At 55.5% G+C, this 19,613-nt stretch carries 18 protein-coding genes; 12 read left to right on the top strand and 6 right to left on the bottom strand.

Annotated elements, in window-relative coordinates:
* Positions 1-88 precede the first annotated feature (88 nt).
* Genes O3C79_RS13275 through purM form a run of 4 tightly spaced genes read right to left on the bottom strand, consistent with a single transcriptional unit; the run spans position 89 to position 2,793 of the window.
* Positions 89-349, bottom strand: coding sequence for a YfcL family protein (locus tag O3C79_RS13275; protein WP_494383475.1), 261 nt, complete (start codon positions 347-349; stop codon positions 89-91).
* Entirely contained in the window at positions 346-1,071 is a 726-nt protein-coding gene (locus O3C79_RS13270; protein ID WP_494383474.1) for a DUF3108 domain-containing protein, read from the bottom strand. The genes O3C79_RS13275 and O3C79_RS13270 overlap by 4 nt, the downstream gene beginning before the upstream one ends.
* Positions 1,072-1,082: 11 nt before the next feature.
* Complete coding sequence (gene purN, locus O3C79_RS13265; protein ID WP_494383473.1) at positions 1,083-1,733, bottom strand: phosphoribosylglycinamide formyltransferase; 651 nt, start codon at positions 1,731-1,733, stop codon at positions 1,083-1,085.
* Between the two features lies 1 nt (position 1,734).
* Positions 1,735-2,793 carry a phosphoribosylformylglycinamidine cyclo-ligase gene (gene purM, locus O3C79_RS13260; RefSeq protein ID WP_494383472.1) on the bottom strand — a complete coding sequence of 353 codons (1,059 nt, stop codon included), beginning with the start codon at positions 2,791-2,793 and terminating at the stop codon, positions 1,735-1,737.
* Between the two features lie 185 nt (positions 2,794-2,978).
* Between purM and hda the strand changes: the two genes are divergently transcribed.
* The 4 genes from hda (at position 2,979) to trhO (ending at position 5,851) form a co-directional block, all read left to right on the top strand.
* Positions 2,979-3,665, top strand: coding sequence for a DnaA regulatory inactivator Hda (gene hda / locus O3C79_RS13255; protein WP_010322760.1), 687 nt, complete (start codon positions 2,979-2,981; stop codon positions 3,663-3,665).
* A 66-nt stretch (positions 3,666-3,731) separates the two neighbouring features.
* Entirely contained in the window at positions 3,732-3,974 is a 243-nt protein-coding gene (locus O3C79_RS13250) for a hypothetical protein (RefSeq protein WP_010322761.1), read from the top strand.
* Complete coding sequence (gene tcdA, locus O3C79_RS13245) at positions 3,967-4,764, top strand: tRNA cyclic N6-threonylcarbamoyladenosine(37) synthase TcdA (RefSeq protein WP_494383471.1); 798 nt, start codon at positions 3,967-3,969, stop codon at positions 4,762-4,764. The genes O3C79_RS13250 and tcdA overlap by 8 nt, the downstream gene beginning before the upstream one ends.
* 97 nt (positions 4,765-4,861) lie before the next feature.
* Entirely contained in the window at positions 4,862-5,851 is a 990-nt protein-coding gene (gene trhO, locus O3C79_RS13240; protein ID WP_494383470.1) for an oxygen-dependent tRNA uridine(34) hydroxylase TrhO, read from the top strand.
* A gap of 23 nt (positions 5,852-5,874) precedes the next feature.
* Here trhO and O3C79_RS13235 read toward each other — a convergent pair whose 3' ends face one another.
* Positions 5,875-6,705 (bottom strand): helix-turn-helix transcriptional regulator, encoded by an 831-nt coding sequence (locus O3C79_RS13235; protein ID WP_494383469.1) that lies wholly within the window; start codon positions 6,703-6,705, stop codon positions 5,875-5,877.
* Between the two features lie 178 nt (positions 6,706-6,883).
* On the opposite strand from O3C79_RS13235, the gene O3C79_RS13230 reads away from it, so the two are divergent.
* The 3 genes from O3C79_RS13230 to O3C79_RS13220 all read left to right on the top strand — a co-directional run bounded on the left by O3C79_RS13230 (position 6,884) and on the right by O3C79_RS13220 (position 10,834).
* A complete protein-coding gene (locus O3C79_RS13230) occupies positions 6,884-8,356 on the top strand; it encodes an alanine/glycine:cation symporter family protein (protein ID WP_494383468.1) in 1,473 nt (490 codons plus the stop codon).
* Between the two features lie 67 nt (positions 8,357-8,423).
* Positions 8,424-9,827 carry an aspartate ammonia-lyase gene (locus O3C79_RS13225; RefSeq protein ID WP_494383467.1) on the top strand — a complete coding sequence of 468 codons (1,404 nt, stop codon included), beginning with the start codon at positions 8,424-8,426 and terminating at the stop codon, positions 9,825-9,827.
* On the top strand, positions 9,824-10,834 hold the full coding sequence (locus O3C79_RS13220) for an asparaginase (protein WP_494383466.1): 1,011 nt from the start codon (positions 9,824-9,826) through the stop codon (positions 10,832-10,834). The genes O3C79_RS13225 and O3C79_RS13220 overlap by 4 nt, the downstream gene beginning before the upstream one ends.
* Positions 10,835-11,069: 235 nt before the next feature.
* Here O3C79_RS13220 and O3C79_RS13215 read toward each other — a convergent pair whose 3' ends face one another.
* Positions 11,070-11,933 (bottom strand): prephenate dehydratase, encoded by an 864-nt coding sequence (locus tag O3C79_RS13215; RefSeq protein ID WP_494383465.1) that lies wholly within the window; start codon positions 11,931-11,933, stop codon positions 11,070-11,072.
* A gap of 109 nt (positions 11,934-12,042) precedes the next feature.
* Between O3C79_RS13215 and trmH the strand changes: the two genes are divergently transcribed.
* From trmH to O3C79_RS13190, 5 genes are all read left to right on the top strand, one after another.
* Positions 12,043-12,747, top strand: coding sequence for a tRNA (guanosine(18)-2'-O)-methyltransferase TrmH (trmH, locus tag O3C79_RS13210; protein ID WP_494383464.1), 705 nt, complete (start codon positions 12,043-12,045; stop codon positions 12,745-12,747).
* An 8-nt stretch (positions 12,748-12,755) separates the two neighbouring features.
* Entirely contained in the window at positions 12,756-14,846 is a 2,091-nt protein-coding gene (locus O3C79_RS13205; protein WP_494383463.1) for a sensor histidine kinase, read from the top strand.
* Positions 14,843-16,210, top strand: a complete 1,368-nt coding sequence (locus tag O3C79_RS13200) for a sigma-54-dependent transcriptional regulator (RefSeq protein ID WP_494383462.1) — start codon at positions 14,843-14,845, stop codon at positions 16,208-16,210. The genes O3C79_RS13205 and O3C79_RS13200 overlap by 4 nt, the downstream gene beginning before the upstream one ends.
* A 176-nt stretch (positions 16,211-16,386) precedes the next feature.
* Positions 16,387-17,415, top strand: coding sequence for a TAXI family TRAP transporter solute-binding subunit (locus O3C79_RS13195; protein ID WP_494383461.1), 1,029 nt, complete (start codon positions 16,387-16,389; stop codon positions 17,413-17,415).
* Positions 17,416-17,483: 68 nt separating this feature from the next.
* A complete protein-coding gene (locus O3C79_RS13190; protein ID WP_494383460.1) occupies positions 17,484-19,613 on the top strand; it encodes a TRAP transporter permease in 2,130 nt (709 codons plus the stop codon).

The raw sequence follows: 19,613 nt of genomic DNA, 5'->3' as shown, positions 1-19,613 counted from the left end.
ACAGGAGCATCCGGGGCTAAAGGGAGACAGCCCCGGATGCTCCTGTTCTGGTCAGGCCATGATTGTGATGGGGCAGGGGGGGGCTGTATCAGGCCGCGGTAATGGCTTGCCACAGAGACTGGATACCGGATTTGTCTTGATCGCTGAGCTGATCTACCGCAAAGGCGCTATTCAGGCTGTCCTCCACGCCCTGTGCGAACAGGGTGTCGCTTTCAGGTTCTTCCGCCGCAACCAGATTGAGATGACTGATCAAATAACTGCAGTAGAAAAGCTCGTCCGGGTTATCAAGGGCAGCCTGTTCGCGCTCCAGCAAACGGCGTTCAGTCAGGTCGATCAGGCTTTCGCTCATGGGGTCTCCAGGTTTTTCAAAAGCAGGGCATAGGTTTTACCGTCGGATTCGGTCTGTTCCAGACGGACAATCAGGTAGTCCAGTTCGGGGGCAAACCAGATCAGCGTTTCACGGTCGGCGTTTTCACCCCGATCCCGCATCACGCGTACCGCGTTATAGGTGCCAAAGGGGGTCTCTATGGATTCTTCCCCGGTCACTTTGAAGCGGTATTCTTTCAGCTTGCCACCATCAGCCACCGAGTAGGTCATTTCGGTCTTGCCGGCCATAAGGTCCAGTCGCAGTTGCAGCTGATAACTCAGCTTGTCCTGAGTAGCCTCGGGTACGCTCATCTTCCAGGGCGTATCTTTCACCACGGTGGTGACGCGGTTGCTGTCCCAGTCAAAGTCGACGCTGGCCTTGCGGCTCTTGCCAAGAACCTTGCGATGGTAGCGGTAGCTAAGAGGTTTGATGTGTTCGGAAGGCTGGTAGGTGAACCGGGTTTTTTCGCTGATGCCTGCCATCAGGGCTGAAGCCTCGGAAGAGAAGCTCCAGCCACCGTTGTCGAGGGGCTTCAGCACGCGAATGGCTTCGCCGTTGAGGGATACACCCATATCAAAGGCGGTGGTGTAGACCGCCTTGAAACTGTTCAGTGGTATGCCCGGTTGTGCGTTACCAGTATCAGCCTGGGCTGGCGAGATTGCCAGCAGCCAGCCGGCCAGCAGAGTCGTGACGCCCAAACGCATGGTGCTTCCCCTCAGGGTGCGGTGAACGGATAGCCTTGAGCACCAACGCTCTCGCCATCCAGTAACACACCCTCCGCAGTGAGTTTCAGACGGTTGGCACAGAACCACTCAACCGCCAGTGGGTATATCAGGTGTTCCAGTGCATGAACCCGCTGTTGCAGACTATCCGCGGTATCCTCGGCACTGATATCGGTTCGTGCCTGTACGACCAGTGGACCGCCGTCCAGTTCCTCGGTAACGAAATGCACGGTGCAGCCGTGCTCGTTGTCACCGGCCTCCAGTGCACGCTGATGCGTGTGCAGCCCTTTGTATTTGGGCAGCAGAGAGGGATGGATGTTGAACAGACGTCCCTGATAGTGACGCACAAATTCCGGGGTCAGTATACGCATGAAGCCCGCCAGCACCACCAGATCAGGTGAGTAGCTGTCGATCAACTCGATCATGGCCTGATCAAAGGTTTCACGGGACTCAAACGCCTTGTGGTCCAGCAGGCGAGCCTCGACACCCGCCCGTTGGGCGCGTGTCAGGCCAAAAGCATCCGGACGGTTGCTGATAACGGCCGCAATCTGACCGTTGATGCTGCCGTCCAGTGTTTGATCAAGGATCGCCTGCAGGTTGGAGCCGCTACCGGATATCAGTACTACAATCCGTTTTGGCGACATCTCAGGCCTCCAGGCCGCGCAGCTCAACCTGTTCTTCGCCTGCTGTGGCGGCTTCGATCTGGCCAACAACCCAGGCGTTTTCGCCTTCCTGCTGCAGCAGGGCAATGGCCGCTTCAGCTTTGTCAGCCGGTACGGCGATCACCATGCCGACGCCGCAGTTGAAGGTGCGGTACATTTCACGTGCGTCGACATTGCCTTCGGCCTGCAGCCACTTGAAGACGTCAGGCAGCTGCCAGGAGTTAACGTCGATAACCGCCTTGGCAGATTCCGGCAGTACGCGCGGGATGTTTTCCAGCAAGCCGCCACCGGTGATGTGGGACAGGGCGTTAACCTGGGATTCCTTGATCAGCTTCAGCAGCGGCTTCACGTAAATGCGGGTCGGCTCCAGCAGGGCGTCGGCCAGGGTCTTGTCACCCATGGGCTGTTGCAGGTCGGCATAGGAGACTTCAATGATCTTGCGGATCAGGGAGTAGCCGTTGGAGTGCGGACCAGAGGCGGCCAGACCGATCAGGGTATCGCCCACCTGAACCTGGCTGCCGTCGATGATTTCGTCTTTTTCGACAACACCGACACAGAAGCCGGCCAGGTCGTAATCGTCACCTTCGTACATGCCCGGCATTTCAGCGGTTTCACCGCCGACCAGAGCCGCACCGGCCAGTTCACAGCCTGCGCCGATACCGGTTACTACGTCAGCGGCCATATCAACATTCAGGCTGCCGGTAGCGTAGTAGTCCAGGAACAGCAGGGGCTCGGCGCCCGCTACTACCAGGTCGTTGACACACATGGCTACCAGGTCGATACCGATGGTATCGTGTTTGTTCAGTTCCATGGCCAGGCGCAGCTTGGTGCCGACACCGTCGGTACCGGTGACCAGAACAGGCTTTTTATAGCCGCTCGGCAGTTCGCACAGTGCACCAAAGCCACCCAGTCCACCCATAACCTCAGGACGGGCAGTGCGTTTGGCGACACCTTTGATGCGTTCGACCAGGGCGTTACCTGCATCGATATCAACGCCGGCATCCTTGTAGCTCAGGGAAGTTTTTTCAGAACCTGTAGACATGGGTGAGTCAACCTTGTAAAGCGGTAGATAGTCGAGAAAAAAATTATTGCGCTAGTTTATCAGGTTGCGTGCGCTCTGTGTTAGAGTTACGCGCTTCAATTGTCGGTCTGACAGCATTCGGTCCATTGTTGAGCCCAATAGACGCAGTAGTGATTCAGAAACAAACAAGCAGTTCAACCGCCCCCATGCAGCTTCCGTTGGGAATCGGCCTCAGAGATGACGCTCGTTTCGAGAACTTCGTGCGAGGTCGCAATGGGTTGGTATGTGATGCCCTCGAGAAGGCCACCAGTGGTGCGGGTGAACAGTATCTATACCTCTGGGGACATGCCGGCACCGGCTGTTCGCATCTGTTGCAGTCCTGCTGCCATGCGTCCGACCCGGTGCGTCGCCGTGCCGTCTATTTGCCGCTGGCCGAACTCAAGGAGTATGGGCCTCGCATTCTGGAAGACTTCGACCAGCTCGACCTTGTCTGCATCGACAACCTGGAACAGGTAGCCGGCGATGCCGCCTGGGAAGAAGCCCTGTTCCATCTATATAACCGAATGCGCGCCAACGGTCATGTGCTGATCATTGCGGCCAACAAACCGCCTGCCAAGCTGGGCATTCAACTGGCTGATCTGGAATCACGCCTTAACTGGGGCATGGTGTTCCAGCTCCAGGCGCTTGATGATGAAACAAAGGAAATCGCCCTTAAATCACGTGCCCAGGCCCGTGGTCTTAAACTCAGTGATGAGGTGGTGCGTTACCTGATGCATCATGGCAGCCGCAACATGGCACATCTGCTGGTTACCCTCGATAAGCTTGATGTAGCCTCATTGAGCGCCCAGCGCCGAATCACCGTCCCCTTCGTCAAGCAGGTGATGAACTGGTAAGTCCTGTGGCTGCACTGGTTCCGCTTGCTGGCTTAAGTCTCACTTCTGCATTATGATGCGCGCCCTATGACTACTGATCAAAAAACAGACAATCAGCGTGTGCCACGTGATTTCTTCGCACGTTCTGAAGAAGAACAGCAGCTGTTTCTGACCGATACCTGGTGCGACCACTGCCAGCAGCTTGGACTGGGCATGCGAGAGCCCGAGGAATATGAACTGTTCGGCATGATCTTTATTGAAGGCCGCTGTTGCCAGTGTGGCGAGCCGGTGCTGACTGAACTGACCGAGGATGATTTTGACGATGAGTGAGGCTGTTGATCAGCGCTTCGGCGGTGTGGCGCGTCTTTATGGTCAGGATGGCCTGGCGCTGTTTCAGCGTTCCCAGGTGGCCGTTATCGGCATCGGTGGTGTGGGCTCCTGGGTGGCAGAAGGACTGGTGCGCTCGGGTATCGGCGAAATCACACTGATTGATCTGGATGATGTCTGTGTGACCAACACCAACCGCCAGCTTCACGCCTGCAGTAGTACCATCGGCGAGTCCAAGGTTGCCGTCATGGCCGAGCGGCTGCGCGATATCAACCCGGACTGTCTGGTGCATGAGGTGGAAGCCTTTGCCTCGCGTGACAATCTGGACGAAATTCTTCACGACAGCCTTGATTATGTGGTGGACGCTATCGACAGCGTCAAGGACAAGGCTGCCATTATTGCCTGGTGCAAGCGGCGCAAGGTGCCGGTCATTACGATCGGAGGCGCCGGTGGCCAAATTGACCCCACTCGTATTCAGGTCGCGGATCTGACCCGTACTCATACTGACCCCCTTGCGGCCAAGGTGCGTTCCTTCCTGCGCAGGCATTATCGCTTCAGCAGTAGTGGTCGTCGTTTTCAGGTCGAATGCGTCTTCTCGGAAGAACAGCTGCGCTACCCTCAGCCGGATGGCAGTGTCTGCCAGCAGAAGGGGGCACTGGAGAACGGTACTCGACTGGATTGTGCCGGTGGTTTCGGCGCTGCAGTAGCCGTAACCGCGAGCTTCGGCTTCGTGGCCGTGTCTCGGGTACTGAAAAAAATGCTGGAGCGTGCTGCCCGCGAGCAGTCGCTTTGACTGGTTGGTTTCTGACCGGCCCTCTCACCTCGGGGTGAATGCCCCGTCGATCCATGCTCCGGATTTACGCTCCGGACCGCAAGACAGGAAAAAGACCATGTCCAACAGCACTGTTGTTTGTGCTCTGTACAAGTTTGTAACTCTCGATAATTTTGAGCAGCTGCGCCAGCCGTTGCTGGATCTTATGTTGGCGCAGGACGTGCGTGGCACGCTGTTGCTGGCAAAGGAAGGGATTAATGGCACCATCGCTGGTTCCCGTGCCGGTATTGATGCGGTGCTGAACTGGCTCAAGTCCGACCCGCGCCTGGCTGAACTGGATTACAAGGAGTCCTTCGACGAGAGTAATCCTTTCTACCGCACCAAGGTGAAGCTGAAAAAAGAGATCGTCACCATGGGCGTTGAGGGGATCGACCCCAAGCGCGTGGTCGGCACTTACGTGAAGCCCAAGGACTGGAATGAGTTGATCTCCGACCCGGACGTGGTGCTGGTGGATACACGTAACGATTATGAAGTGCAGATTGGCACCTTCAAGAATGCGCTCAACCCGGATACCGAAACCTTCCGTGAGTTTCCCGCCTACGTGAAAGAGCAGCTGGACCCGCAGCAGCATAAGAAAGTTGCCATGTTCTGCACGGGTGGTATCCGCTGTGAAAAATCGACGGCGTACCTGAAAGAGCAGGGCTTTGATGAGGTCTATCACCTGGAAGGCGGCATCCTCAAATACCTGGAGGAAGTGGCCGAAGAAGAGTCACTCTGGGAAGGTGAGTGTTTCGTGTTCGACAACCGTGTGTCCGTGAATCATCAGCTGGAGAAGGGCCAGTACGACCAGTGCCACGCCTGCCGCATGCCGATCACGGAAGAGGACAAAGCCAGTGACCAGTATGAGCAGGGGGTCAGCTGCCCGCACTGCCATGATCGTTTAACCGAGCGTCAGCGTGAGCGTTTTCAGCAGCGCGAAAAACAGGCCCAGTTGGCCAAGGCACGTGGCGAGATCCATATCGGTGCCGATGCCAATGACACCATCGAAAAGCGTCGTCAGCAAAAACTGGCCGAGCGTGAGGCGCAGCGCCAGCGCAGCGGCAAATGAGTTAACTGTTGGGCTGATCTGATTCAGTCATGTGTATTGTGGCGCGCACGAAAATGTATTTCGTGTGGCGCCATATCATTTCTTACGGCTTCCAGAATACTGGGGTCCAGTTCCGGGTTATCGGGCGCAATCAGCCCGCACATTGCCATGGCTTTTCTTACGTGCACATCGGTGCCCAGATATTCGTACAAAACGCGAGTGCAACACGGCATGCGTTCGCTGTTATCAGATACACCAATCTTCAGCCCTGTCAGTCGAGTTACCCGGTTTCTGAAACTGGGAAATAGTATGGTTTGAGTCACCTCGTGTCGGTTCAGCGTTTCATAGTCGACTAGAAATAAGCGGTCACTGAGCAGGAATGCGGTGCCCTGGTAGCGGTTGTGGCAAGCTGGCTGCCGATTGGTTGTACGCATGCGCTCCGTTCGTTGAAAAACCACTTTCTCCTCTTTTCGCTCCAGGCACACCAGGGTCCTGATCAACTGTCCCGGTTTTGACATCGATAGATAATATTCAAAGTAATAGCCGAGATAGCGTTCCAGTCCCGAACACCCGGTTCGGGCCAGGTGTTCGACGTGCTCAGGGACCAGGCTTTCTTTCTGGTCAGGTAGTGATCGTTCGGGGTGGGGGCGAACCTGCACCAGTCGCTGGAACTGACTGTGTGGCAGCAGTATTTCATGCGGCTCAACACCAAAGAAATCACAGATGCGCCTGAGTATGTGCGAAGACGGTTTGAAGCGTCCACTCAGGTAACGATTGAACTGTGGTCGATTGATATTCAGCTGTCTGCACACTTCAGCAATGGATTTGTGATAACTGCACAGCAATTTCAGGTTGTGCGCAAAATCTTCGTTCAAAGACTGTCTCCCGATGTTTGTTATGCCGATGTCAGATGCGCCACCTGAAGCAGATGCTGTCTGGTGCTTTATGTGCGCCAAAGTGCGACCGTGTGTAGTCAGTGTGCCAAATTCTAACAGCCCAATGATGTTGATTAAATGTACGGCCTGAATACAACAACAAGAGTGGAGAAAGCAGATGTTGGAATTTCTCAGCAACCTCCTTTGGGGCAAGGTTCTGATTACCTTGCTGATCGTGGTTGGCGTTGGGTTTACGTTGGCCTCAAGGTTTGTGCAGTTTCGATATTTTGGGCGCATGTTCAGAATCCTGAGTGCCAGTCAGGCGTTCAAAAAAGACAAGCATGGCCACTTGAGTTCATTTCAAGCCCTGTTGCTATCGGTGGCTGGCCGAGTGGGAGGCGGAAATATCGCAGGGGTTGCGGTTGCCATAACGCTGGGCGGGCCGGGCGCCATTTTCTGGATGTGGGTGGTTGGCATGATGGGCATGGCAACCAGCTTTCTGGAATGCACGCTGGCACAAACTTACAAGCAGGCAGAGCCCGATGGTACCTACCGTGGTGGTCCGGCACATTACATCTCGCGAGGCCTTGGTAAGCGCTGGGTTTGGCTGGCAGGCCTGTATTCAATCCTGCTGCTTATTACCTTTGGTTTTGGTTTTACGGCGCTACAGTCTTATGCGGTTGCAACCTCTGTCGGGGACGCCTTTGGTGTGCCGGTATATTACACCGGTATCGCTCTGGCCATGATCGTGGGCATGATTATCTTTGGCGGCGTCAAACGCATCGCGCGGGTGGCCGAAATTCTGGTTCCCGTTATGGCGGGCAGTTATCTGTTAATTGCTTTTGTGGTGCTGGGCCTGAACCTGCAGCAGGTGCCTGACGTCATTATGTTGATCGTGAACAGCGCATTTGGCCTGGAGCCGGCAGTCGGTGGCGGTATCGGTGCGGCGATTCTGATGGGTGTTAAACGAGGTCTTTTCTCAAATGAAGCGGGCCTCGGCAGCGCACCCAATGTTGCCGCCGTTGCATACGTACCTCACCCTGCTAATCAGGGGATTGTACAGGCGTTTTCCGTATTTATTGACACTCTGATCATCTGCTCGGCTACGGCATTCATCATCCTGCTGAGTGGTGTCTATGATCCGGCATCCGGTGCCGGGGTGGAAGGGGTCGCTCTAACACAGTCTGCACTTGCTGATCATATTGGTGAATGGGGGCGTGCGTTTGTCAGTATTGCACTGCTGCTCTTTGGCTTCAGTACCATTCTGTACAACTACTATCTGGGTGAAAACAGCCTCAATTTCTTCAGTAACGAGAACCAGAACCTCTTCAATGGCTTTCGGGTGATGATTATTGGCCTGGTTTGCTGGGGGGCAACTACTGACTTGAGTACGGTTTTCGGCTTTGCCGATGTCACCATGGGATTGTTGGCGTTGGTCAACCTGATTGCCTTGATCGGATTGATGAAGCCGGGGTTACGCATCATGCGTGACTTCGATAGCCAGATTGCCGAAGGCATTGATCAGCCTGTATTTGATGCCAAGCGTTTCCCTGACATGGAGATTGACAAGCAGGCATGGGAAATTGAACCGGAAGATCTGAAGCAACTTCAGACTCGTGGCGCGAACGCCATTGCTGACACTCAGGCCTGAGACCAGTACGACCCTTGCCCGGTTCCCCAACCGGGCCTTTTAATCACTTTTAGCGGTCAATCAAGAGATGAAATCACGTATCGAACATGATCTTCTGGGCGATCTGCCCGTGCCAGCCGAGGCCTGGTATGGCATCCAGACCCAGCGAGCCCTGGAAAATTTTGCTATTACGGGCGTGCCAATCAGTCATTTTCCGGCGTTTGTTCGTGCGCTGGTCATGGTTAAGTCTGCGTCTGCCTGGGCTAACCGCGAACTGGGCGTGCTCGCCCCTGAAAAGGCTGATGCCATTATTGCAGCGTGCGAGAAAATCAGTGAAGGACAGCTGCATGATCAGTTTGTGGTGGACTTGATTCAGGGGGGGGCTGGCACATCGACCAACATGAATGCCAATGAGGTCATTGCTAATCTGGCATTGCACTTGTTGGGTCATGAAAAGGGTGCCTACTCGCATCTGCACCCCAATGATGATGTTAACTGTTCACAGTCTACCAACGATGCCTATCCGACGGCGGTCAATCTGGCTATCCAGTTTGCTGCCGAGCCTTTGGAGGCTGCCATTCTGAGTCTTATCGATGGGCTCGAGCAGAAGGGGGAAGAGTTTGCGGATGTGGTCAAGATGGGGCGTACCCAGATGCAGGATGCTGTTCCCATGACGCTCGGACAGGAGTTTGAGGCATTCGCTGTCAATCTGCGAGAGGATATTGAACGGCTTCACGAGGCTTCAAAGTTACTCTGTGAGGTGAACCTTGGCGGTACTGCGATCGGGACCGGCATCAATGCGCCCGCAGGTTATCAGGCGCTGGCTGTGAAGCGTCTTGCAGAGCTGTCCGGTAAACCGATCGTGTCGGCCAGCAATCTGGTTGAGGCAAGCTCCGACATGGGAGCCTTTGTCATGTTTTCGGGGATTCTCAAACGTTTTGCCATCAAGCTGGGCAAAATGTGCAATGACTTGCGGCTCCTGTCCAGTGGTCCACGTACCGGCCTGTCAGAGATTCATTTGCCGCCAATGCAGCCCGGCTCATCCATCATGCCCGGCAAGGTCAATCCGGTTATTCCTGAAGCCGTGAACCAGACAGCCTACCAGGTGATTGCTTCTGATCTCGCTGTGACAATGGCCGCTGAAGCCGGTCAGCTGCAGTTGAACGCCATGGAGCCCTTGATCGTTTATAACCTTTTAAACTCGATCAAAATGTTGACGTCAGCGTGTTCCATGCTGGAGGTGAGGTGCATTGTGGGTATTCAGGCCAATCGAGAGCAATGTGCCTACCATGTTGATCAAAGTATCGGGATTATCACGGCACTGGTTCCCCGTATTGGTTATGCCAATGCTACGAGGATTGCGGCCAAGGCGCTTCAGACTGGCTCAACAGTTCGCGAGTTGGTGTTGGCAGAACAGCTGATTGACGCGTATGAGCTTGACCGAATCCTGAGCCCGCACGCAATGCTGGCGCCCGCCAGGGTATCGTCATGAGCAGGGTTCTTATTCTGTACACCGGGGGGACCATCGGTATGGTGCCTTCCGCAAAAGGGTATGTGCCTCAACCAGGCTTTGCAGATCGCCTGAGAAAGTGTCTGGCAGACCAGCGCCTGCCTGAATATGAGGTCCTTGAACTTGACGAGCCTCTGGATAGTGCGAGCCTGGTGCCAGCCGACTGGAGTCGGCTTGGTAAGCTGCTACAGCGACATTGGCAGGACTACGATGGATTTGTGATTCTGCACGGGACTGACACATTGTCGTATACCGCTTCGGCCCTTTCCTACATGTTGCCTCAGCAGGATAAGCCGGTGGTAATGACGGGATCGCAAATCCCTTTAAGTCAGGTGCGCAACGACGCGGTCGATAATCTGACCTCTGCTTTGCTATTGGCCTCCGAGAAGGACTTGGCAGAAGTTTGTGTATGTTTCAATGGCTTGATTTTGCGAGGGAATCGCAGTCGCAAGGTCGACAGCACAGCCCTGAATGCTTTCGACTCGCCGAATTTTTCTCATTTGGGCCAGATGGGCATTGATCTGGTACTGAGAAGGGAGCTGCTACTGGCTCCACGGCCCACCTGTTTTGATGTGCCTGAGCACCGTGGAGGTCTGGTGGCGATGCTGGGCGTTTATCCGGGGATGGAATCACAGCTGCTGGCCTCGTTGCTGTCGCAAGAGAGCCTTCGGGGGGTGGTTTTGTCGACCTATGGTGTCGGTAACTTGCCTGCTGACACAAGGCTGTTGCAAGTATTGGCTGATGCCAGGGAGCAGGGTATTACGGTGGTGAATATTAGCCAGTGTCATCGGGGTAATGTCAGCCAGGGAGCCTATGCAACGGGGTACGGCCTCAATGACATTGGCGTGCTGCCGGGTGGCGATATGACGCCTGAAGCGACATTTACCAAGCTCAATCATCTGCTTGCAAGCAACCTGGGGACTGAAGAGGTTTATGCTGCAATGCGGAATCCGCTTCGGGGTGAGTGTTCAATGACGCAGTTTGCGTAAAAAAGCCCCACTTCCGAAGAAGTGGGGCAAACAAAGTGCAAACAACTCAAAACGGCCAGAGTTGGAAGGGATGCGAGAGAGTTCGAGGAAGAGCAAGAGCCATCTCTCTCGCGTCCTGCTGGACAGGACACCCTCAATATCGTTCATTTTGCTGCAATGCACAATGCTTCTTTTAGACGGTTTTTGCCTAAAATATTGCTACTTTTGTGCAATGCGGAATAAGGGTGAATACCTATTACAGCTCAAGATTCATTCGGCTGAAGCGGAACGGGTGCGCTTCGTAGGTGCCAATAATGCGTACTTCCTCGGCAAAGAAGTTCAGCTCCTGCATGGCGAACTTCATGCTTTGCTCATGCGGATGCCCCTCGATATCCAGGTGAAAGCTGGATACCTGCATGGTTTCAGAGGCCATGTAGCTCTCCAGCTTGACCATGTTGACCCCGTTGGTGGCAAAGCCGCCCAGCGCTTTATACAGGGCCGCCGGCATGTTGCGTACGCGGAACATGATTGACGTCATGTAGCGGATATTCTGGTCCAGCTGAGGCATCATCTGGTCCTTGGACAGAATAATGAAGCGGGTGGTATTGCCGGTCTTGTCCTGAAAATTCTCTTTCAGGATCTCCAGGCCATATAGCTCAGCAGCAAGGCTGGAAGCGATGGCCGCATGACCGGGTTGACGGGTTTCAGCCAGCTCTGCAGCCGAGCCGGCCGTATCCAGCGCGGCAATAGGTTCTATGCCCAGGGTACGCAGGTTCTCTGCACACTGCGCCAGCGCCTGGGGGTGGGAGGAAACGGTTTTGATATCCTCCAGTTTGGTGCCCGGCAGGGCCAGCAGGCAGTGATTGACCGGCTCGAAATGCTCGCCAATCACGTGCAGGCGGGTTTTCGGCATCAGTCGGTAGATCTCTTCTACACGACCGGCAGTGGAGTTTTCCAGCGGAATCATGGCCAGGTGAGCGTCTCCGCGCTCGACCATAAACATCGCTTCTACAAATGACTCGCAGGCTTTGGGTGTCAGTTCCGGGTGAACGCGACGGCAGGCCAGATGAGAATAGGCGCCCTGGTGGCCTTGGTAGGCGATGATGGTGTTCTGGGTCATGGTGTCCATACATAGGCTGAAAAAACGGAGCTGACATTATGTCACAGCCAGCGATCAGCTGAAAAAAATATCCAATTTTGCTAGTGTGCACGCCGTTGGAGGAACCCCTATGACCCCTGAACGTGAACAAAAGCTGCTGGCGGTGTTGCAGCGTCGTCAGCCTGACCTGACCCTGATTGCTGAACAGGTCCATAAACCCCGTAACATTTCCGCTCTGATCCGTAATTGTGATGCGGCGGGTGTGCCTGAAGTGCAGGTGGTTAAGCCCAAAGAGGGGTACCACAATTACAGGGGCACGGCGCTCGGGTCTGATCGTTGGGTGGATACGGCGCTGCATGAGACGCTGGATGATGCCGTGGAAAAAGTGCGTGCCCAGGGTATGAAAATATACGCTGCACACTTCTCCGATGAGGCGATTCCCTACCGTGAAGTGGATTACACCCAGCCCTGTGCCATCATTATGGGTGCGGAGAAAGAGGGTATCAGTCCAAGGGCAGCAGAGCTCGCGGATGCTCACGTCATTATTCCCATGCAGGGCGTGGTCAGCTCCCTGAATGTATCGACTGCTGCCGGGATTATTCTGGCCGAGGTGATCGATCAGCGCCTGCGAGCAGGGCTGTATGACCAGTCGCGCATGCCGATTGAATGGATTGCACGCAAAATGTTTGAAGCCCGCTATCCCAAGGTTGCCGAGTTCTGCCGCCGCCGCAGATTGGCATATCCGGAATATAGTGTGTCTGGCGAAATGTTGGCACCGGCTGACTGGAATGCCCAAGTGACGGCGGGTACTGCCCCTGTGCTTGAAAGCGCCTGACGATCATTGTGAAAATATTCTTTCCGCGTCCCCTCAAATTGCCGCTTTGGTTGACGGTCACCCTGTATTCACTGCTCGTGTTGCTGTTGGCCTGGGGGGGCGGAAAGCTCTCCCGTGACTGGGCACTGACTTCGCTACATGCGCAGGGTGCTGACCGTCTCCTTTCCAGTATCAGTCAGATGCGGCTGGTCCTGAGCCAATACAATTACCTGCCTTTTCTGGTTGCACAGAACACCGATGTACACCGTCTCCTGCAGCCCGACGCCAAAAACCAGGCGACGGTCAACCGTGTGCTGGAGCAGGTGAATCTGGTGGCGGGATCAACGGCACTGTTTGTACTAGACCGCGAGGGTCAGCCGCTGGCGTACAGTAACTGGCGCGAACCCCTTGCCCACCCCCGCAGTCCCGAGCGCAATGCGCGCTATTTTGCTCAGGCGCTGGCCGGTGAGCAGGGACTGGAGCTGCGCTTCAATGCCGAAACCGGTATCGCCAGCCTGTACATGTCGGCGCCGATTTATACCGACCGTCTGGCCGGCGTTGCCGTGATGCGTCTGGATATGCCCCAGCTGCGCAAACAGCTGTCAATTGACTATCCCTTGGTCGTTCAATCCAAGCAAAGCGAATTGATATTCGGCACCGTGCCGGATTGGCCATTGGAGCCTCAAGCACCGCTGCAGCTTGGCGAAGGTCGTGAACTGCAATTGGTCTCGTTGGATCAGCAGCAGTGGATCATGCAGCAGGTTCAACTGGATGATCTGGGCTGGCAGGTGGCTGTGCTGACGGATATCCGACCGGCTATTACCCAGTCGCGCACACTTGTAGGCGCGATTCTGGCGGTGGGCGTCGCGTTGGCGCTGTTGCTGTTGTATTTGCGTGAAACACGTCACAAGAAACGGCTGCAGCAGGAGCGAATGCGCGAACGTGCCCGCAGTGAAGCCCAGCAGCGCGATATCATCAATACGGCTCAGGTGGGTTTGATACACATCGACCGAAGTGGCCGCATTGAGCTGATCAACCCCATGGGCATGCAGATTTTCGGGGTGTCGGTAGAGTTGATCCGTCATCGCCCGGTGGTGGAGTTTCTGGAAAAGGGATTTGATGCTCGTCCACTAAGGGCCGCACTTGATGCGCTGGGGACTGACCGTTTCCAGCCATTAACCGGCCTTGAGGTGGTGGGGCAGCGTGCGGATGGCAGTGCCTTCCCGATGATGATTTCAATTCGCCAGATGGCAAGGCACCCTGAATTGGGCTACCTCGTCACCATCATCGATATCAGCCGCCGCAAGCGACTGGAGCAGGCGCTGCGTGAAGCCAATGAATCGCTGGAGCAGAAAGTGGTCGAGCGAACGCGCGCGCTGGAAGAGGCGCAGGCGGAGCTGGTTCAGGCCGGTAAGCTGGCGGCGCTGGGGCGGATGTCAGCATCCGTGGTGCATGAGCTGAACCAGCCCATGACGGCAATGCGCACGTATTTGGCCATTGCTGAACGTCTGCTGGAACAGCCCGAGGCGCTTACTCGAAATTTGAAACAGCAGGAACAGTTGCTGGACCGCATGGCGCTGATTACCGGCCAGCTCAAAACCTTCGCTTATAAAAAGCCTGAACGGATTGAGCCGGTGAGCCTGCACCAGGTGATGACACAGGTGCTGCAGATGTTTCGTGGCCGCTTTGACGAGCTGGAGCTGCAACTGGAGTATCAGGCGCCCGGTTCCGATCTGAGAGTGGCAGGTGACAATGCCCGCTATGAACAGGTGATGATCAACCTGATTAAAAATGCCTGCGATGCGATGGCCGGCCAGTCGGGTGAGCACAGGCTTTGGATCGGTATCCAGGGCATCAGGGAGCAGCTGGTGGTTCTGGAGGTGCGTGATAATGGGCCGGGTATCGCTCCGGAGAATCGCCCGCAACTTTTTGAGCCCTTTTTTACCACCAAGGAGGTCGGCCAGGGGCTTGGCCTGGGGTTGGCCATCGTCAGCAGTATCCTGCGTGACCTGGGTGGTGAGATTCAAGTGGTGGACACTGAGCAAGGCGCCTGCTTCAGGGTCACCATGCCCGTGTTTCGGGACCCGATCGATTGCAAACATGAAGAGGCAGACACATGAACATTCAAGGCCGCGTATTGCTGGTTGATGACGAAGCGATGGTGCGTGAGGCCACCGGGCAGTGGCTGGAGTTGTCCGGGTTCAATGTGGAGGCCTTCAGTTCGGCGGAGAATGTTCTGCCGCATATCGACAGCCAGTGTGATGCTGTTCTGCTGACAGATGTCCGTATGCCGGGCATGGATGGTTTGGCATTGATGCAAGAGGCGTTGAATCGAGCGCCGGATCTGCCGGTGATTCTGCTCACAGCGCATGGCGATGTTGATATGGCGACCGAAGCCATGCGCGGTGGTGCCTATGATTTTATTGAAAAACCCTACGTGCCGGATCGACTGGTTGAAAGGGTGCAGCGGGCCTGCGAGAAGCGCAGACTGACGCTGGAAAACCTGCGCCTGCAGCAGAATCTGAATACCCGCAGTGATATTGATGCCCGTTTGATCGGTATATCCCCGGCCATTCAGCGCCTGCGTGGCGAAATCCTGGCGCTGGCCGAGCTCGACACCAACGTGATCATCTATGGCGAGACCGGTACCGGCAAGGAGCTGGTAGCCCAGTGTCTGCATCAATACAGTAGCCGCAACAAGCGAAATTTTGTGCCGATCAACTGCGGTGCCATTCCGGAAAATCTGATTGAGAGCGAGTTGTTTGGCCATGAGGCGGGTGCCTTTACCCATGCCGCCAAGCGCCGTATCGGCAAGTTTGAATATGCCAGTGGCGGTACGCTGTTTCTGGATGAAATTGAAAGCATGCCTTTGAACCTTCAGGTGAAGGTGCTGCGTGCGCTGCAGGAACACCAGATCGAACGCCTGGGGGCTAACGCACCGATTCCGGTCGACCTGCGGGTGATCGCGGCGGCCAAGGTGGATCTGCGAGATGACCCGGGTTTCCGCGAAGATCTGTTCTACCGTCTCAGTATGTCGGAGTTGCATATTCCTCCACTGCGTGAGCGGCTGGAGGATGTTCCGCTCCTGTTCGCGCATTATGTACACCGGGGTGCGCTGGATCATAATCGGGAACCGCGGGAACTGTCAGACCATGATATCCAGGCGCTCCAGGCGTATGCCTGGCCTGGCAATGTGCGTGAATTGAAGAATATCGCGATTCGTTATGCCATCGACTCCCGCACCAGTCTTGTTGATCTGCTGTCGCGTCAGCAGCCGCAGATGTTCAAGCCGGTAATGAACAGTACAACCTTGCCGCTGGCGGTACAGGTTGCCGATTATGAATCACGTCTGATCCGGGATTCCCTGGAGCGTCACAAGGGGAATATCAAGGCTGTGATGGAGGAGCTTGATTTGCCCAGGCGGACGCTGAATCAGAAAATGCTGCGCTATGGCCTGAATCGCAGTGATTTTACCGACGAATAGGCCATTTTTTGCTTATGCTTTGGGCTGCCTATCGGCCAAAAATTGCTTATTTAATAAATCAATCTAAATAAAGTCCTTTTAAATCAGTGTCTTGTGGTTTTCCTAAAGTTGGCCCGTTTTCTGCTATATATGTTGATGTCAATACAACAACGAAAACGACAGTTAAGGAAAATACTATGAACCAAGGCAAACGCACCCTGATCAAGGCACTGGGGCTTTCTCTCACCGTTGGCGCGCTGGCAGGTACTGCTACGCTGGCACAGGCGGCTGACTCGCGTTCCTACATTCTGGCGACGGCTTCTACCGGCGGTACCTACTATCCGGTGGGTGTAGCCCTGGCAACGCTGACCAAGGTGAAATTGGAGCCGACTCAGGGCATCTCCATGTCTGCGATCAACTCCGCGGGTTCTGGTGAAAACATCAAACTGCTGCGTGAAAATGAAGCACAGTTCGCCATCCTGCAGGGCCTGTATGGTGCCTGGGCCTGGAGCGGCGAAGGCGCAATGGAAACCTCTGGCAAGCAGGAAGGTCTGCGCTCTGTCAGCATGCTGTGGCAGAACGTTGAACATTTCGTCGTGCGCAGCCAGTATGCTCAGACGGGCACCATCACCGACCTCAAGGGTCTGGAAGGTCAGAAGTTCTCCATCGGTAAAAAGAACTCCGGTACTGAAGGTTCAGGCCGCACCATCCTGGGTAACCTGGGTGTAAACGTTGACGGCTTTAACCTGGCACACATGGGTTACGGTGCCTCTGCTGATGCGCTGCAGAACGGCACCATCGACGGCATGAATATTCCGGCGGGCGTTCCGGCTTCCGCAATTACCCGTGCGTACGCGGCTATGGGCGATGATATTCGTGTACTGGATTTCACCGATGAGCAGATGGCTGAAGCCAATGGTAACTACAAGCTGTGGACCCGTTACGTGATCCCGGCCAACACTTACCCGGGTCAGACTCAGGACATCAACACCATGGCACAGCCGAATTTCCTGGCTGTTCGTGATGATATCAGCGAAGAAGATGTCTACATGCTGACCAAAACCATCTATGAAAACCTGCCGTTCCTGAACAGCATTCACAAGGCCACCAAAGCGATGGCACTGGAAAAAGCGATTGCCGGTCTGCCGGTTCCGCTGCACCCGGGTGCTGCACGCTACTACACCGAAATGGGCATCTCTATTCCGGACCACCTGGTCGCTGAATAAGCCTGCTCACAAGGATCGGCCATTTTTGGCCGATCCTCCTTTTGAATGCTGCAATCAGGAATGAAGTGATGTCTGCTTCCTCACACACCGACACGCAAACCGCCGAAAAGCTCAAGTCCATGGAGCTGACCCAGCGTGATGAGCAGGGTGCCACCGGGCGCTTTGTATACTGGGCTGGCGTACTCTTTGCGTTGGCACATATCTATTTCAACACACTGGGGACCCTGTCCGAGCTCTGGGTGTCCGCTATCCACTTCTCCGGTTTCGCCCTGATCTGTGCACTGATGGTGCCGCTGTCAAAGAAACGGGCCAACGCCGGATGGGTGATCGGCCTGGATCTGCTGATCGGTGCCATTGCGGTGGGAACGACGTTCTACCTGATTCTGTTTGAAGATGCGCTCTATGAGCGTGGCGTGCATTTCATAACCAGTGACTGGATCGTTGCTGTGGTGGCGATACTGGTGGCACTGGAAATGACGCGCCGAACCACGGGCTGGTTTATTCCCTGTTTGATTGTATTTGCCCTGACCTATGTGTTCTGGTGGGGGCAGTATGTGGATGGCATGTTCAATTTTCCGGGCCTGAGCCTGGAAACCGTGCTCTACCGCAGCTATTTCTCGTCCGAGGGGATGTTCGGCTCCATTGCCCGAATCTCCTGGACCTATGTGTTCATGTTTATCCTGTTCGGCGCCTTCCTGGTGAAATCCGGTGCCGGCGACTTCATTATCGAGCTGTCTCGCTGTGCCGCTGGCCGTATGATTGGTGGTCCAGGTTTCGTTGCCGTGCTGGGTTCCGGCCTAATGGGCTCGGTTTCCGGTTCATCCGTAGCCAACACCGTCTCTACCGGTGTGATCACCATCCCGTTGATGCGTAAGGCAGGCTTCCCGGCGCGCTTTGCGGCTGGCGTGGAAGCGGCTGCCTCAACCGGTGGTCAGCTGATGCCGCCCGTAATGGGGGCTGGCGCCTTTATCATGGCGTCCTACACCCAGATTCCCTATGTGGAAATTATCGCGATCGCGGCGCTGCCGGCGCTACTGTACTTCTTGTCCGTGGGTTTCTATGTGCGTGTGGAAGCGCGCCGCAGCCACGCCAATGCCGTTGAAATGGACGTGCGTCCGGTTAAAGAAGTTTTGAAAGAGGGCTGGCACTGCCTGCTGCCGCTGGTAGTACTGGTGGCGCTGTTGATCTACGGCTTCACGCCGACCTATGCTGCGGGTATCTCCATCATCTCCGTTGTGCTGTCATCCTGGATCTCACCCAAGAAAATGGGCCTGCGTGACATTCTGGATGCACTGGCACAGGGCTCCCGCAACATGGCAACAACCGCCATGCTGTTGGTGGCCGTGGGTCTGGTGGTCAATGTGGTTGCGATGACCGGTATTGGTAACACCTTCTCCTTGATGGTGACCGATTGGGCCGGTGGCAGTCTGCTGATTACTCTGGTGCTGGTCGCTTTGGCGTCTCTGGTACTGGGTATGGGTTTGCCGGTAACAGCGGCTTACATCGTGTTGGCGACTCTGTCTGCTCCAGCGCTGTACAGCCTGATGGCCGAGCGTGAGCTGATCGAGCTGATCGTGAATGGCAACCTGCCGGAAACCGCCAGAGCCATCTTCATGCTGGTGGATCCAAACAGCCTGACCGCGTTGGCTGCGCCCATGAGTGAAGCCCAGGCCGTAGCCTTGCTGGAACAGGTGCCACCTGACTTCAAGGGCCAGTTGCTGGATCAGGCTATTAATGCCGATAAGCTGGCGATGATTCTTCTGGCTGCGCACATGATTATCTTCTGGCTGTCACAGGACTCCAACGTTACGCCACCGGTCTGCCTGACAGCCTTTGCAGCTGCGGCCATCGCGCGTACTCCGCCGATGATGACCGGTTTCACCGCCTGGAAGATCGCCAAAGGCCTGTACATTGTACCGCTGCTGTTTGCCTACACCGGGTTTATTGGCGGCAGTATCGATGAAGTCCTGACCATTTTCGTGTTCGGTATTTTGGGCCTCTATGCTTTTGTCGGCCTGATGGAAGGCTATCTGGAAGGGCCGTTGAATATCGCACTGCGTGTGCTCAGTGGTGCCTGTGCCGTGGGTCTGCTCTGGCCGCATGGTCAGCTGGTATTCGATCTGATTGCTGCTGCGGTGTTCATTGCCCTGTTCATGTACAGCCGTCGCCTGGCGCCTGCTGTGGAGGCGACTGCATAA

The organism is Marinobacterium sp. NO-S09, from assembly GCF_059179545.1.
Note: the sequence above shows the minus strand (reverse complement) of the source record. Positions and strands in the feature narration are given on the sequence as shown.

Excerpts from the sequence above, each read along its gene's own strand:
- O3C79_RS13275 (WP_494383475.1), bottom strand. The coding sequence starts at position 349 with ATGAGCGAAAGCCTGATCGACCTGACTGAACGCCGTTTGCTGGAGCGC.
- O3C79_RS13270 (WP_494383474.1), bottom strand. The coding sequence starts at position 1,071 with ATGCGTTTGGGCGTCACGACTCTGCTGGCCGGCTGGCTGCTGGCAATC.
- purN (WP_494383473.1), bottom strand. The coding sequence starts at position 1,733 with ATGTCGCCAAAACGGATTGTAGTACTGATATCCGGTAGCGGCTCCAAC.
- purM (WP_494383472.1), bottom strand. The coding sequence starts at position 2,793 with ATGTCTACAGGTTCTGAAAAAACTTCCCTGAGCTACAAGGATGCCGGC.
- hda (WP_010322760.1), top strand. The coding sequence starts at position 2,979 with ATGCAGCTTCCGTTGGGAATCGGCCTCAGAGATGACGCTCGTTTCGAG.
- O3C79_RS13250 (WP_010322761.1), top strand. The coding sequence starts at position 3,732 with ATGACTACTGATCAAAAAACAGACAATCAGCGTGTGCCACGTGATTTC.
- tcdA (WP_494383471.1), top strand. The coding sequence starts at position 3,967 with ATGAGTGAGGCTGTTGATCAGCGCTTCGGCGGTGTGGCGCGTCTTTAT.
- trhO (WP_494383470.1), top strand. The coding sequence starts at position 4,862 with ATGTCCAACAGCACTGTTGTTTGTGCTCTGTACAAGTTTGTAACTCTC.
- O3C79_RS13230 (WP_494383468.1), top strand. The coding sequence starts at position 6,884 with ATGTTGGAATTTCTCAGCAACCTCCTTTGGGGCAAGGTTCTGATTACC.
- O3C79_RS13225 (WP_494383467.1), top strand. The coding sequence starts at position 8,424 with ATGAAATCACGTATCGAACATGATCTTCTGGGCGATCTGCCCGTGCCA.
- O3C79_RS13220 (WP_494383466.1), top strand. The coding sequence starts at position 9,824 with ATGAGCAGGGTTCTTATTCTGTACACCGGGGGGACCATCGGTATGGTG.
- O3C79_RS13215 (WP_494383465.1), bottom strand. The coding sequence starts at position 11,933 with ATGACCCAGAACACCATCATCGCCTACCAAGGCCACCAGGGCGCCTAT.
- trmH (WP_494383464.1), top strand. The coding sequence starts at position 12,043 with ATGACCCCTGAACGTGAACAAAAGCTGCTGGCGGTGTTGCAGCGTCGT.
- O3C79_RS13200 (WP_494383462.1), top strand. The coding sequence starts at position 14,843 with ATGAACATTCAAGGCCGCGTATTGCTGGTTGATGACGAAGCGATGGTG.
- O3C79_RS13195 (WP_494383461.1), top strand. The coding sequence starts at position 16,387 with ATGAACCAAGGCAAACGCACCCTGATCAAGGCACTGGGGCTTTCTCTC.
- O3C79_RS13190 (WP_494383460.1), top strand. The coding sequence starts at position 17,484 with ATGTCTGCTTCCTCACACACCGACACGCAAACCGCCGAAAAGCTCAAG.